We start from the raw sequence: 13906 nt of genomic DNA on the forward strand, positions 1-13906 counted from the left end.
CAGTATTTACAAATGAGAGGCATATGAAACTAGTAAAATTAAAAAAGCTTCCGTGAGGAAGCTGAGTAGTTACAAAAAACAAAGCATACATTTATTCTGTATACTTTGTTTTCACAAAAATGTATTATATATTCACAATTGCTTCTCTTTTTATAATTCTTTCATATAGCTCTTCTGATAATTCTCGGAAGTTATCTGGCATATCTTTCCCCTTAAACTTCTTTTGAAGTGTACCGTATAAACCAACATCACGTAGACGTAAAAACAACGGTAACGATTCGTACCAACTATCCGCTAGTCTGTGCTCATACTCATAGCCTTTTCGTAACACTTGTAGCTGTTTACGAGCAAAGTCTGTCTTCTCTTCCGCTGTCCACGGTGTAAATAGAACAGAGTAATAGAGAACCATCGCTAAATCATGTATAAAGTAATTATAAGCCGCATCATCAAAATCAAAGATTGTTAGCTCTTTACCATCATAATGAAAATTACCGGGATGGATATCACCGTGCATAAGGCCGAACGTTTCTCTTTCGATTGGAAGAGCCTTTATTTCATCCATTAATACCGCTGCAATCTTTTTCACTTGATCATCTTCTAATTCATTAACAATCCCACTTTCGTCTTCTTCCCACGTATCACGATAGTCTGTTTTAGGATAGTTCATTGTTATGCGATGCAGTTGGCCAATCGCTTTTCCCCATGCTTCAAAGTAAGTCTCTCCCCAATAAGGAGATTCTTCTCCTTTTACTTGCTCACCTTTTGCATATGTAAATAAGGAAGCGAAAAAGAAAGTTTCATCCTCTGCTCTAATTTCTTCTACAAGATTTTGAGACGTTGAATAAAGAGGTCCTGCTACCTTTGCCCCATTCTCCGCCACATATCGTAAAAAATCTAGTTCAGCTTCGACTCCCTTTTTAGAACGATGAGAAGAGTGAGTTAAACGTAATACGTAATCTTCACCACGATCGCCCTTCGCCTTAAAAATATAATTTTCAAAATCTCCAAGTGGCTTCTCTTCCACTGTTACATGAAACAAACTCGCTGCTCTTTTTAAAACCTCTTTTGTAAAAACACGTTCTACAGCTATTTCCATATGTATCCCTCCTATATATCTTCTTAATTCGACACAAATGTTAAAAGTACTGCTATGAAATTAAATAGTGCGTGGGCAATTATAGCTGATAAAATAGAATTTGTTTTCTCATATAACCACGCAAATACTACTCCACTTAAAAAATTCACTGGTAATGTGTTATATGTTGGAATATGAACAACGGTAAATATTATAGAACTTATAAGCACTCCATCCCATATACCATATCTATCACGAAAAAATGTATAAAAAACACCTCGATATAAAATCTCTTCATAAATTGGTGATATAACTGCTGCTCCAATTACCGCGATACAGAACGAATATATTGATTTATTATTTTGGACCGTCTCCGTTTTACTATTTTCAAAAGAAATACCCATTTTCTCCATTATCATTAATACAGCAACACTAACTACAATTAAGGTAATCAATGCTATAACTGTCCATAAAAAATCTTTCCATGAAAGCTTTCGGATTCCAATATCTTTCCAAGATAGTTGATATCTTTTTATACAAAAAAGATAAACTACAGTAGTAAATATCACTGCCATTATAAATCCCATTAATACTCCGGCATATAATGAGTTCCCTATTATTTTTAAAGCATAGTTATAAAAAAGAGATTCAACTGTTACTGGGACAATTAGAAATACGAAAACTAATAAATATAAAATTTCTTTCCATCCCCACATATTTTTCAAAATCATATACACCATCCCTCTACTCCGTATTTCCTTAAGTATAAAAGATGACGTAACGTAACTTTCAAGATTTCCCCCAAATAATCCAAGCATAAATTTCTCACAAAAAGCAAAAATTAACAGGAGTGACTTTATTCTAATAGAGGTGGAAATTATGACTGAACAGGAAAATTCACAACAAAATAATAGCAAAAAGCATATGTTTCCATCACTTCCGGAAAATATTAATTACATTGAAAATAAGCTCTGTCACTCAGATGATATAAAAAAATTAGATGTCCCTTTTCAAAACGGAAAAGGAACGATCATATATATTGAATCTTTAGCAGATCCAAATCTAATTCATCAATTAGCTCTTGAGCCATTATTAACGCGGTCGGATTTATCTTTAGATAAAGCTTTTTCTACGTTAAATATGAAAAAAGAAACGAATTTAAATTATGGGATACAACTTTTATTACAAGGTAAATCATTATATTTTCATGAACATGTCGTTAGTTTTTGTATTTTCGAAACAGCTTTATCTTTAAAGAGAGATATAGCAGAGCCTGATAATGAAGGGGTTGTGCGCGGTCCACATACTGGTTTTGTAGAGGACCTAGCAACTAATTTAACCTCTATTCGTAAGCTCATTAAGAGTTCAAATTTAGTTGTTAAGTATTTTACAATTGGTGAAGAAATGCACACGAAAGTAGCAATTGCTTATATGCAAAATATAGCGAATGACGATTTAGTTACAGAAGTGAAAAGAAGATTAGAAACGATTAAAACGGATGCACTTATGCCACCAGGATACATACAAGAATTTATAGAGGATACGTCTTTCTCGCCATTTCCGCAGCAATTAAATACAGAGCGTCCAGATAGAGTCGCAGCAAATTTAATGGAAGGACGAGTTGCTATTTTATCTGACGGAGATCCAACAGTGCTCATCGTACCTGTTACGTTATTCGCTTTTTATCAATCACCAGATGATTATAATAACCGCTGGATTGTCGGTTCTTTTATCCGAATGATTCGCTTAGTAAGTTTTTTAATTGCCTTTCTCTTGCCAGCTTTTTATATTGCAACTGTCGCTTTTCATCCCGATGTGTTGCCGCTCGAACTTGTGTATACAATTAAAGCTTCATTAGAGAAAGTACCGCTTCCTCCTATTTTTGAAGCTCTCTTAATGGAATTAATCTTTGAATTGTTACGAGAAGCTGGTATTCGCTTGCCGAGCCGCGTTGGACAAACAATCGGTATTGTAGGTGGTTTAGTAATTGGTGATGCAATTGTAAAAGCTGGACTTGTTTCTTACACAATGATTATCGTTGTAGCTTTAACTGCAATTTCATCTTTTCTCGTTCCATCAAACGATATGAGTTCAGCAGTTCGAATTCTTCGTTTTCCATTAATGCTCCTTGCTGCTATATTCGGATATATTGGAATATCATTCGGTCTAATTATAACTTTCGTTCACTTATGTCAGCTTCATTCTTTTCATACACCATATCTTTCTCCTGTTGCCCCGATGCGGATTAAAGATATGAAAGATTCTTTCGTAAGACTACCAATTTGGTCATTTTGGGAACGACCACATGATCCAAAACCGAAAAAAATGCAACGACAACATGTAACGAGAGAGGATGAGGACGGTGACAAACACGCAAAGTAAAATCTCGCTAGTTCAATTTACCTTTTTCGTTATTCAATGCCAAATCGGAGTTGGTATACTTTCTCTCCCTAACCGTCTTCACCCAATTGCTAAAGGTGGTGGATGGATTTCTGTACTCATCGCTGGACTTGCAATTCAACTTATCATTTTACTTATGTGGCTTTTCTTAAAACGATTTCCTGATGCAGATATGTATGAAAGTGTTTGTATGCTATTTGGTAATAAGTTTGGAAAACTATTAGGTTTTGCTTATGTTTTTTATTTTACCCTTATCGGTATGACGGTTATGTTGAATGTTTGTAATGTCGTTAAAGTTTGGATATTACAAGCAACTCCGTGGTATGCCATTCTTATGTTATTTACAATAGCTTGTTGTTATGTAGCTTATAATACGTTTAAAGTCATGGTACGATTTTATGTCATGGCCTCTATTCTCATTTTACCTATGGCGCTTTTAATTGCCCTAGGGCTTTCCCGAGCTGATTTTTCTTATATTTTTCCCATTACAGAGGCTGGATGGTGGAATATTATTCAAGCATCCAAAGAAACAATTACAGCCATGTATGGTTTTGAAATTATTCTTATCGCTTTCCCAAAAGTAAATGGGAATTCTGTGGCAAAACTGAAGGCCATTTCTATCGCTAATGGATTTGTAACTCTTTTTTATACTTTTACTGTTTGGATTTGCTTTATCGTATTTAGTCCAAAACAAATTGAACTTATCCCAGAGCCAGTTGCTTACTTATTACGCTCCTTGCATATCGGGATTATAGACCGGACTGATTTACTATTCATTCCAATATGGATGATAACAGTTGTGGCTTCTATTGCGAGTTATTATTGCGCTGCTTCAATCGGAATTAGACATATCTTCAATCTTGCTAATCATAAAAAGGCTGTTCCAATCGTTGGTATTATTGCTTTTAGTGTAGCCCTATTTATAGATACACCTGAAGAATTAAAAGTAATTGCAACTTTCACTGATAAGTTCACCTATATTTTCATCGTTGTCCTCCCTCTTTTATTTCTACTCTATTCAGTAATAAGAAAGAAGAAAGGAGAACAGTATGTTCAAAAAAAGATTTAAATTACTTTTTATATTATGTACTAGTTCCCTCCTTTCTGGCTGTTGGGATCAAGAACCATTAAGGGAAGCAAGGTTAGCTTATAGTATTGGATCTGATATTACGGAAGAGAATAAACTCCAGCAAACAATCGAGCTCGTAAAAAGTTCGAGCGGAGAGCAATCTTCATTCGAAAATGAAATACATTCAGCAACCGGGCATAACATAAGGGATACAAGCGATGCCCTAAAAAAAAATGTGACTGGGAATATTCGCTATTTCAAATATGGTGTTCAATTACTAGGAACCAAAATTCTAAAAAAAGGTATACTACCCTATTTAGATGTCAGCTTTCGTGACCCAACAAACCCAACTGCTTTAGTAAAACTTATTGCAGTAGATGGTGAAACGTCCGAGATACTCGAAAAAAAGAAAGTAGGAAATTTACTAATTGGAGATTTTCTAAAGAAAAAAGTGAAAAGCTTAGAAGATATGAGTGTATTTCCAAAAGAAACTTTAGAAACAGCTGCTACAAAAATGTTAGATCCCGGGAAAGATTTCACCCTCCCGTCTATAAAAATAAAAGGAAAAGAAGTAATTACAAACGGGTTAGCTTTATTTAATAATGATAAATTAACTGGGCATTTACCTTTGAAACATTCTGTTTTATTCGTGTTATTAACCGGAAAAATGGGAACAAGTGCCCGTATAACCCAAAAACTTACTAGCGATGAATCAGAGAAGACATCTGATTATTTAACAATGGAAATTAGCAATCGAAAGTTAAAACGAGACTTAAAAATAACAACGGATAAAAAAGGAAATGTTTATGCTCACATTAAGCTTCAATTAAAAGTTATAGCGCTTGAAGCTCCGAGAGATAATCTTTACAAAATGGATGAAAGAGCCAAACTAAACAAAGAATTGTCTAAACAGCTTACGAAAGAAGCTAAAAAGATAACGAAAAAGTTACAAAAAGCAAATTGTGATGCTTTCGGTATTGGAAGACATCTTATCGCTTATCACCCTGACTTATGGAAGAAAAAAAATTGGAATAAAGATTATGCAAAAGTAAAATTTAAGCCTGAGGTAGAGGTAAGCATTTTGTATAGCGGTGTCTTAAAATAAAAGGTTGTATGCCACGCGGGCATACAACCTTTTATTTCGTATATCGATAGACAATTGCCTCATATGGTCTTAAGTTAAGTTTTGTAATATCCTTGCTGAAATCTTTATAATTCGACAGTAGTACTTCTTGCTTCATCCCATCTAATTGAACATGAGCTGGTACAGAGTACGTTATTTCTTCTCCATAGAAGTTATTAATAACAAGTAGCACTTCACTCTCTGTAGTACGAGTATATGCCCAAATCTTAGCATGATTTTCATCTAAAATAGCATATTCTCCTTCTGTAATTACATCATACGTTTTTCTAAGTTCTATTAACTTTTTATAATGATAAAATACAGACTCTTTATCTTCTAATGCTTTTTCTACATTAATCTCTTTATAATTCTCAGCAACTGAAATCCAAGGTGTACTTGTTGTAAAACCACTGTTCACCTTTTCATTCCACTGCATCGGAGTACGAGAGTTGTCACGAGATTTTTGTTTTAAAATCCCGATAATCTCTTCTTTTGATAATCCTTCTTCTAGCTTTATATCGTGTATATTTAACGATTCCACATCGCGATATTGCTCGATGGACTCGAATTTAGGATTCGTCATACCGATTTCTTCGCCTTGATAAATGTAAGGTGTTCCTTGCAACATATGCATAGCTGTCGCTAACATTTTCGCAGATTCATTTCGGTACTTTCTATCATCACCGAAGCGTGACACAATACGAGGCTGGTCATGATTACACCAGAACAACGCATTCCATCCTCCGCCCTTTTGCATTTCAATTTGCCAATTAGACATAATCTCTTTTAATTTAATGAAATCAAAATCAGCTTGCGTCCACTTATCTCCATTCGGATAATCTACTTTTAAATGATGGAAACTAAACGTCATACTTAATTCATTACGCTCAGGGTTTGAATATTTAATACAATTATCAATTGTCGTAGATGACATTTCTCCAACTGTAATTACATCTTTCCCTTCAAAAACCTTTCGGTTCATCTCTTGTAAATATTCATGAACGCGCGGGCCATCTGTATAATATTTACGCCCATCGCTTGTCGCCGTACTTCCGTCATCATTTAAGAACTGTTGATCTTTTGAAATTAAATTAATAACATCTAATCGGAATCCAGTTACCCCTTTATCAAGCCAAAAACGCATCATATCATATACTTCTTCACGAAGTTTTTTATTTTCCCAATTTAAATCAGCTTGTGTCTCATCAAATAGATGTAAAAAATATTGCTCTGTCTTCTCATCATATTTCCAAGCAGACCCACCAAACTTAGATTGCCAATTATTTTTTTCATCACGCCAAATATAGTAATTACGATATGGACTATTTTTATCTTCCTTTGCTTCCTTAAACCACTTATGCTCCGTAGAACTATGATTTACAACAATGTCGAGCATAATTTCAATGTTACGTGCCTTTGCTTCTTCTAAAAGCTCTTCAAACTCTTCCATCGTTCCGTAAGATGGATCAATACTGTAGTAATCACTTACATCGTATCCATTATCATTTTGTGGTGATTGGTATATCGGTGTTAACCAAATATAATCTACTCCGAGTTCTTTTAAATAATCTAGTTTCTCTGTAACTCCTTTTATATCACCGGTTTCTTTATTGTAATAGCTATTAAAGCTCTTCGGATAAATTTGATAAACTACACTTTTATGCCAATCCTTCATGTTTAACTTCCTCCTACTTCTGTTTTACTCGTTTTGCAAATAACCATGTTAACGTAAATGGGATTACAATCGCGATAATCATTCCTACAATAAACATTGGAATCGATTTCGGAATGATAGAAATAAATGCTGGTAATCCGCCAATTCCAATAGCAGGTGCTAATACACCATTTAACGTAATAAATATAGCTGCAATAGCCGATCCTATAATCGCTGCATAGAACGGGAATTTATTTCGTAAGTTTACACCAAACATAGCTGGCTCTGTAATACCGAAATATGCTGAGATTGCTGATGTAGATGCCATACTTTTATCATTTTGATTTTTAGAAATCCAGAACATCGCAAGTGCCGCACTACCTTGCGCAATGTTAGAAAGAGCAATCATTGGCCAAATGAATGTACCACCGTGCTGTGCAATTAATTGTAAGTCGATAGCAATAAACATATGATGCATACCTGTAATTACAAGCGGTGCATATAATGCTCCAAACAATATTGCTCCAACTACTGGTACTGTTTCATATACACCTACTAATCCAGCTGTTAATAAATCTCCAATATGACGTGTAACTGGACCAATAATCCCTAATGCTAACACACCTGTTACGACAATCGTTGTAATTGGTACAACTAATAATTGAATTGCATTTGGTACATGTTTCTTTAAGAAGATTTCCACTTTACTTAATACAAATGCTGCTACTAAAACCGGTAGAATTTGACCTTGATACCCTACCTTTTCAATTTGAAATAATCCTAAAATATCGAAGTACTCAATCTTTTGTCCATCTAAACCAGTCGCTGCTTTTCCATAATCCCACGCGTTTAATAAGGCTGGATGCACAAGCATTAATCCCATAACAATCCCTAATATCGGACTACCACCAAAACGCTTCGTTGCTGACCAACCGACAAGCGCTGGTAAGAATACGAATGCTGTATTCGCCATCATATTAATTAAATCCCAAAGCCCACTTAAGTTTGGATACACATCTAATAAATTTTTACCTTCAAAAAATAAGTCCTTTGCCCCTAATAGATTGTTAATTCCCATTAGTAAACCAGCTGTTACGATGGCTGGTAATATCGGCATAAATACATCTGAAAATACCTTTACAAACTTTTGAGCTGGATTTAACTTTTGGTTTCCAGAATCTTTTACATCAGCTACTGTCGCTTCCTTCATACCTGCAAGCGTTATCAATTCGGCATAAACTCGATCAACATCTCCTGGACCGATTACAATTTGAAATACTCCAGCGTTATGAAACGCTCCCTTCACTAATGAAACAGACTGTAATTTATCGTTATCTATTTTACTTTCATCTTTTAAAGCGATACGGAGCCTCGTTACACAATGCGCAGCTTGTTCAATATTGTCTTTTCCACCAATATACTGCAACACTTCCTCTGCTGTTTGACGATAGTCTTTCCCCATATTCCCGTCCCTCTTTTCTTTTTTTGATACCGTTTACAATTACATATTAACTCGTATATATAAGTTAGTCAACACTCGTATATACGAGTTTGTGATTTTTTTATAAAAAAAGAGATGAAACGTTATTTCGTTCCATCTCCTTATTTTCTCCGCGCCACATCCGAAAAATGAAAAATATCTAAACGATGGCGTGATTCTGTATATTCGAACTGACTTCCATCATAAAAATGCGTAAAGTTTTTCACAACGACAACATAGTCTGTTCCATTTAAATCTAAATACTCTCTATCGTCCTCTGTACATGGCTGCACTTCAATTACCCTCTGTGAGTAACTAATATGAAGACCTAATTCTTTCTCGATGTATTTATAAATGGATTCCGCTGCAATTTCACTCGTTAATCCAGGAATATATTCCGATACAAAATGATTAATATCCAAAATTACTTTTTCTCCATCAATATTTCGTACTCGTTTAATATGATCTATTTCTGTTTTCTCTTTCACATTTAATAGCTTTGCAACTTCTTTTGTCGCTTTTACTTTCTCCATTTCCACGACTTCTGTAATACAATGGCGTCCTAAACGTTCATTTTCTTCTTGGAAACTTACAATACCACCAAAGTTGAATTCAATGTTTTTTCGCTTTAAAACAAAAACACCTTTTCCATGTATTTTTTGAACATATCCACGCTCTTGTAATAAATCTACAGCTTTTCTTACCGTACCGCGGCTTGCTTCATACTGCTTCATTAATTCAGTTTCGGATGGGATTTTGCATCCCTCTTTTAATCGCTTATTATCAATAGACTTACTGATTTCTGTATAAATTTGTTCATACTTACTCATCATCTACAATAGCCCCTTGTCACCTTCTAATTCTATATGTATTATACCATGCTACACTCTTCTGCCAATCTCTCACTTATTTTCCAGTATAGGAAAAATACAGGTAAATATTTAATCTCTAAAACGTATTTTTATAAAAATTTTTATATTTTTCTTTTCATTCAAAAAAACATGTAGTATACTAACTTCAAAATCAGAGGAGAAAGGGAGCAAAGAACTATGCTTACTTATACAACAATTGTAGTTACATTTGCACAAAAACATCATCATCATCATACGTAACCCTTGAAACCTAGCGGAAAAATTACGCGTAGGTACAAGGGTTATTCCCGTTGTACCTACGTTAGGCGAAGAGCCATGTAGGTATTTTTTATCTACATGGCTCTTTTTTTATTGCCAAAAAGCTAGTAAAAAATGATGTTTAAGCAAAACTTACTACAAAGGAGTTAACAAAAATGGAAACGAAAAAATGGGGATTATGGATTTTAACAGCTTTTGTAATCGGAAATATGGTTGGCGGTGGCGTATTTATGCTCCCAGCAAATTTAGCACACGTATCAGGTCCAATGGGTTCTACACTCGCATGGAGTATTACAGGCCTTGGCGTATTTATGATTGCACTCGTATTTGGAAATTTAGCAATCCGAAAACCAGAATTAAAAGCTGGACCACAAAGTTATGCTCAAGCGATGTTCCCTTCAAAAAAAGCGGGTAAAGTTGCAGGATATAGTATGGCATGGGGCTATTGGGCTGCGAACTGGGCTGCAACCGCATCTGTTATTATTTCCTTTGCTGGATATTTATCAACATTCTTTCCAGTGTTACAAAGTAAGCAAATTCTTTTTTCAACGAACGGATTTTCACTAGAACTCGGAAAAGGACTAACTTTCCTCGTATGTAGCCTTATGTTATGGGGAATTCAATATATTCTTTCTCAAAATATTGACCGAGCTGGAAATATGAATCTTCTTGCTACCATTGCAAAAATTATTGGATTTACAATGTTTATTGTAATCACATTATTCATTTTCAATGCCTCTAATTTCGGAGACGGTCAAACATTTATGAATGAAACAGGACAATCAATTTCGTTAGGTGGACAAATCAATTCAGCTGCTATCGCAACACTTTGGGCATTTATCGGTATTGAATCTGCTGTAATGCTTTCTAACCGTGCAAAATCTCAGCGCGATGTAAAAAAAGCTACCATTTTCGGGTTGATTATCGCTCTTCTTATTTACATGTCAATTACTTTACTTACAATGGGAGCTCTCTCGCAAGATGCTTTAAAAGAATCTCAAAAACCATTGGTAGACGCATTAAATTTAGCAATTGGCAATAAAGGTGCCTATATCATGGCTTTACTTGCACTTGTATCTTTATTTGGATCTACAGTTGGCTGGATCGTTGTTAGTTCAGAAGTACCTTACCAGGCAGCCAAGAATGGACTTTTCCCTAAGTTTTTCGCGAAAACAAATAAAAAAGGTAGTCCTTCAAAATCATTATTTATTACAAATGTGATGACGCAAATTTTCTTATTCTCAACGATTTCTGGTACCGTATCAGAAGCTTATAATTTCGCTATCGTTGTAGCAACATTAGCTTATTTAATTCCATACCTTGTTTCTACGCTGTACCAATTCAAATTGGTTATTACAGGAGAAACGTATGATATAATGCCTGGCTCTCGAATAAAGGATGGGATCATTACCACATTAGCATTTGTATACTCTATTTGGGTTATCAAAACCGGAACTGCTGATTTAAAAACGTTCTTCTTAGGAATTGGATTGTTCGTATTAGGTCTTATTCTTTATCCAGTACTCATGAAAAACTCACAAAAAACGAATTAAAAAAAGAGAAGCTACCAGCTTCTCTTTTTTATTAAAAATCTGTAATTAACTTTTCTTTTAACTCTCCTACAGATAAAGGTTTCGCATAATAAAATCCTTGGACGTAATCACAGCCCATAGATTGTAATAAACTTTCTTGCTCTACTGTTTCTACTCCTTCAGCAACTACTGCTAAATTTAAGCTATGGGCAATTTCAATAACAGATTTTACAATCGTTCGCTCTGGCTGTGCGTGATCATAATGAAATTCACGAATAAAGTTACGATCAATTTTCACTATATCCAGTGGCAGTTGCTTTAAATAATATAAGGAAGAATAACCTGTTCCAAAGTCATCTAAAGCAATTAAAATACCCATATTTCTTAATTCTTGTAATGTAGCAATAATATAATCAAAATGGCGAACAGCGATACTTTCCGTTACTTCCAAAATTAAACGATTCGGTGGAAAGCCAGTTCTCCTTAAAATGCTACGTACAGATATAATAAAACGCTTTTGCATTAATTGTTGTATGGATAAATTAACAGATAACTTTAGTCCTTCTTCGTAATCTGGCAATGTTTTAAACAAGCGACATGACTTTTCTAATACCCAGTCTCCTAATTTTATAATAAGTCCAGATTCTTCAGCTACTGGAATAAATTCGCCTGGCGAAATAGGCCCTTCTTCTGTCGAACAACGTGCTAAAGCCTCAATACCGGTATATTTCTTCGTTTTCAAATCAATAATAGGCTGCAGTACCACATCTAATTCTTCATCACGGATTGCCTTTTGCAAAGCGAATTCAATTTTCATTCTACGATTTATTTTCGCACGTAACTCATCTGTAAAGAAACACGCGGCATTTCTGCCTTGTTCTTTCGCACTATACATGGCTAAATCCGAATTTTTCAATAGAGTTTCTACATCTTGTCCGTCTTGCGGATATGCGCACAGTCCTAGACTAGCTGAAATGTATACTTCATGACCTTCAAGCATAAATGGGGCCTGAAAACATGACAACACAGATGTTGCTAACTGCCTCATTTCATCTTGTTTATGATTTTTTGTTAACAGCACAAATTCGTCGCCACCCAGCCTAGCCAGAACGTCTTTCTCTCCTAGCACATAATGCAACCGTGAAGCAACTTCGCTTAAAAGTAAATCCCCTATCATATGACCTAGCGTATCGTTTACTAATTTAAAACGATCCAAATCAAAGTAAATCATACCAAATTCTTTTTTTCCTGCAATCATCTCGTTTACAGTCGTTATTAGCTGCAATCGGTTCGGTAAACTCGTTAAAGCATCATGATACGCAAGCTCCCTATAACGACTTTCACTTAACCGCAACCTCTGTTCTGCTTCTTTCCTACTACTAATATCATTTCGGATCGCGATAAATTGATACGGCTCTCCTTTTTCATTTAAAAACGGAACAATTGTTGTTTTAACCCAATAATACGTCCCATCTTTTGCTTGATTTCGAATCTCACCTCTCCATACTTTTCCGTTCAAAATACGCTTCCATAGAATTTGAAAAAATGTTTTCGGGTGATACCCTGAATTTAAAATACGATGATCTTTTCCTATTAACTCTTCTCGTGTATATTTGGAGATTTCACAAAACTTATCATTTACATATGTAATAAGACCATTTCGGTCTGTAATCGCAACAATTGAAGACTCATCTAATGCTAACTTTAAATCTCGCAATGAAGAGTCATATAATGCATGACCTCTTTGTTCTAGCATGCGCATCTCTCCTTGCTTCCTATCTGACTAAAACACAACTTGTTTCTCTTCATAGAAATAGAGATATTTCATTTCTTAATAATAGCTATTTGCATTCATCACATTTTGAAATATGCCGATTAAAATAACATAATATTATTTGTAATAAAAAGCAATATAATACCGTTTCAATTATAAATAGTAGTTTCTTATCGCTATAATTAGCTTACTTTATTATAATTCATTCTCTTACATTCCTTTATAGCTAGCTCTATACAATGCCTATTCCCTATTAATCCCGCTCATATCTAACCTCTTTACTTTACTAGCGAAATAGAATTTCGAGCACACTATACAACTATTCACGGATAATAATATAAAAGTTAAAATTAGTATATATGTTTTTGAATTACAATAACAAAATATTAACATATTTTCACCTTTATTTTGGAAATATTTTATAAATACTTTATTAAACTAAAAAAAGAGGAAAGCCTCTTTTTTAGTTTAATAAGGATATGGTAATTGCTGATACCCCGGATATGGAGTTGGATATGGTGCTGGGTATGGCGCTGGATAAGTTACTGGGTACGGTGCTGGATAGTAGCCTCCACTTGCTGCACCCGTTAATGCGCCAGCTGTAAGTCCACCTAACACGCCTCCAGCAAAACTTCCTGGGAAAAATCCGCCGCCCCATGAGCCTGTCTC

Annotated in this window: 10 protein-coding genes and 1 pseudogene; 4 read left to right on the forward strand and 7 right to left on the reverse strand. The window is 34.8% G+C overall.

Annotation, left to right across the window (positions count from 1 at the left end; all coding sequences use genetic code 11):
- Nucleotides 1-124 precede the first annotated feature (124 nt).
- Both JDS99_RS28495 and JDS99_RS28500 read right to left on the reverse strand, forming a co-directional pair.
- Nucleotides 125-1096 (reverse strand): phosphotransferase enzyme family protein, encoded by a 972-nt coding sequence (locus JDS99_RS28495; protein ID WP_199696201.1) that lies wholly within the window; start codon nucleotides 1094-1096, stop codon nucleotides 125-127.
- Nucleotides 1097-1119: 23 nt separating this feature from the next.
- On the reverse strand, nucleotides 1120-1806 hold the full coding sequence (locus tag JDS99_RS28500) for a CPBP family intramembrane glutamic endopeptidase (RefSeq protein ID WP_088061848.1): 687 nt from the start codon (nucleotides 1804-1806) through the stop codon (nucleotides 1120-1122).
- 148 nt (nucleotides 1807-1954) lie between these two features.
- Between JDS99_RS28500 and gerKA the strand changes: the two genes are divergently transcribed.
- Genes gerKA through gerKC form a run of 3 tightly spaced genes read left to right on the forward strand, consistent with a single transcriptional unit; the run spans nucleotide 1955 to nucleotide 5649 of the window.
- Nucleotides 1955-3457, forward strand: coding sequence for a spore germination protein GerKA (gene gerKA, locus JDS99_RS28505; RefSeq protein ID WP_088061847.1), 1503 nt, complete (start codon nucleotides 1955-1957; stop codon nucleotides 3455-3457).
- Complete coding sequence (locus tag JDS99_RS28510; protein ID WP_199696202.1) at nucleotides 3438-4544, forward strand: GerAB/ArcD/ProY family transporter; 1107 nt, start codon at nucleotides 3438-3440, stop codon at nucleotides 4542-4544. Before gerKA ends, JDS99_RS28510 begins: the two co-directional genes overlap by 20 nt.
- On the forward strand, nucleotides 4525-5649 hold the full coding sequence (gerKC, locus tag JDS99_RS28515; RefSeq protein WP_000474009.1) for a spore germination protein GerKC: 1125 nt from the start codon (nucleotides 4525-4527) through the stop codon (nucleotides 5647-5649). The genes JDS99_RS28510 and gerKC overlap by 20 nt, the downstream gene beginning before the upstream one ends.
- A 31-nt stretch (nucleotides 5650-5680) precedes the next feature.
- Here gerKC and treC read toward each other — a convergent pair whose 3' ends face one another.
- The 3 genes from treC to treR form a co-directional block, all read right to left on the reverse strand.
- Nucleotides 5681-7342: an alpha,alpha-phosphotrehalase gene (treC, locus tag JDS99_RS28520; RefSeq protein ID WP_088061845.1), complete on the reverse strand. Its 1662-nt coding sequence runs from the start codon at nucleotides 7340-7342 to the stop codon at nucleotides 5681-5683.
- A 13-nt stretch (nucleotides 7343-7355) separates the two neighbouring features.
- Nucleotides 7356-8783, reverse strand: a complete 1428-nt coding sequence (gene treP, locus JDS99_RS28525; RefSeq protein ID WP_088061844.1) for a PTS system trehalose-specific EIIBC component — start codon at nucleotides 8781-8783, stop codon at nucleotides 7356-7358.
- Nucleotides 8784-8923: 140 nt separating this feature from the next.
- Nucleotides 8924-9634, reverse strand: coding sequence for a trehalose operon repressor (treR, locus tag JDS99_RS28530; RefSeq protein ID WP_088061842.1), 711 nt, complete (start codon nucleotides 9632-9634; stop codon nucleotides 8924-8926).
- Between the two features lie 452 nt (nucleotides 9635-10086).
- Here treR and JDS99_RS28535 point away from each other — a divergent pair, with 452 nt between their 5' ends.
- Nucleotides 10087-11484: an amino acid permease gene (locus tag JDS99_RS28535; RefSeq protein ID WP_088061841.1), complete on the forward strand. Its 1398-nt coding sequence runs from the start codon at nucleotides 10087-10089 to the stop codon at nucleotides 11482-11484.
- Between the two features lie 31 nt (nucleotides 11485-11515).
- On the opposite strand, the gene JDS99_RS28540 is transcribed toward JDS99_RS28535, so the two are convergent.
- Nucleotides 11516-13219, reverse strand: a complete 1704-nt coding sequence (locus tag JDS99_RS28540) for a putative bifunctional diguanylate cyclase/phosphodiesterase (RefSeq protein WP_087983374.1) — start codon at nucleotides 13217-13219, stop codon at nucleotides 11516-11518.
- A gap of 486 nt (nucleotides 13220-13705) precedes the next feature.
- Nucleotides 13706-13906, reverse strand: a pseudogene (locus JDS99_RS28545) (cobalt transporter); the annotation flags it as partial.

This window comes from Bacillus cereus group sp. N6, from assembly GCF_016483705.1.
Taxonomy (GTDB): Bacteria; Bacillota; Bacilli; order Bacillales; family Bacillaceae_G; genus Bacillus_A; species Bacillus_A wiedmannii.

Coding starts and splice junctions, on each gene's coding strand:
- treC (WP_088061845.1), bottom strand. CDS start 7,342: ATGAAGGATTGGCATAAAAGTGTAGTTTATCAAATTTATCCGAAGAGC.
- treR (WP_088061842.1), bottom strand. CDS start 9,634: ATGATGAGTAAGTATGAACAAATTTATACAGAAATCAGTAAGTCTATT.
- treP (WP_088061844.1), bottom strand. CDS start 8,783: ATGGGGAAAGACTATCGTCAAACAGCAGAGGAAGTGTTGCAGTATATT.
- gerKC (WP_000474009.1), top strand. CDS start 4,525: ATGTTCAAAAAAAGATTTAAATTACTTTTTATATTATGTACTAGTTCC.
- JDS99_RS28535 (WP_088061841.1), top strand. CDS start 10,087: ATGGAAACGAAAAAATGGGGATTATGGATTTTAACAGCTTTTGTAATC.
- JDS99_RS28540 (WP_087983374.1), bottom strand. CDS start 13,219: ATGCTAGAACAAAGAGGTCATGCATTATATGACTCTTCATTGCGAGAT.
- JDS99_RS28495 (WP_199696201.1), bottom strand. CDS start 1,096: ATGGAAATAGCTGTAGAACGTGTTTTTACAAAAGAGGTTTTAAAAAGA.
- JDS99_RS28500 (WP_088061848.1), bottom strand. CDS start 1,806: ATGATTTTGAAAAATATGTGGGGATGGAAAGAAATTTTATATTTATTA.
- gerKA (WP_088061847.1), top strand. CDS start 1,955: ATGACTGAACAGGAAAATTCACAACAAAATAATAGCAAAAAGCATATG.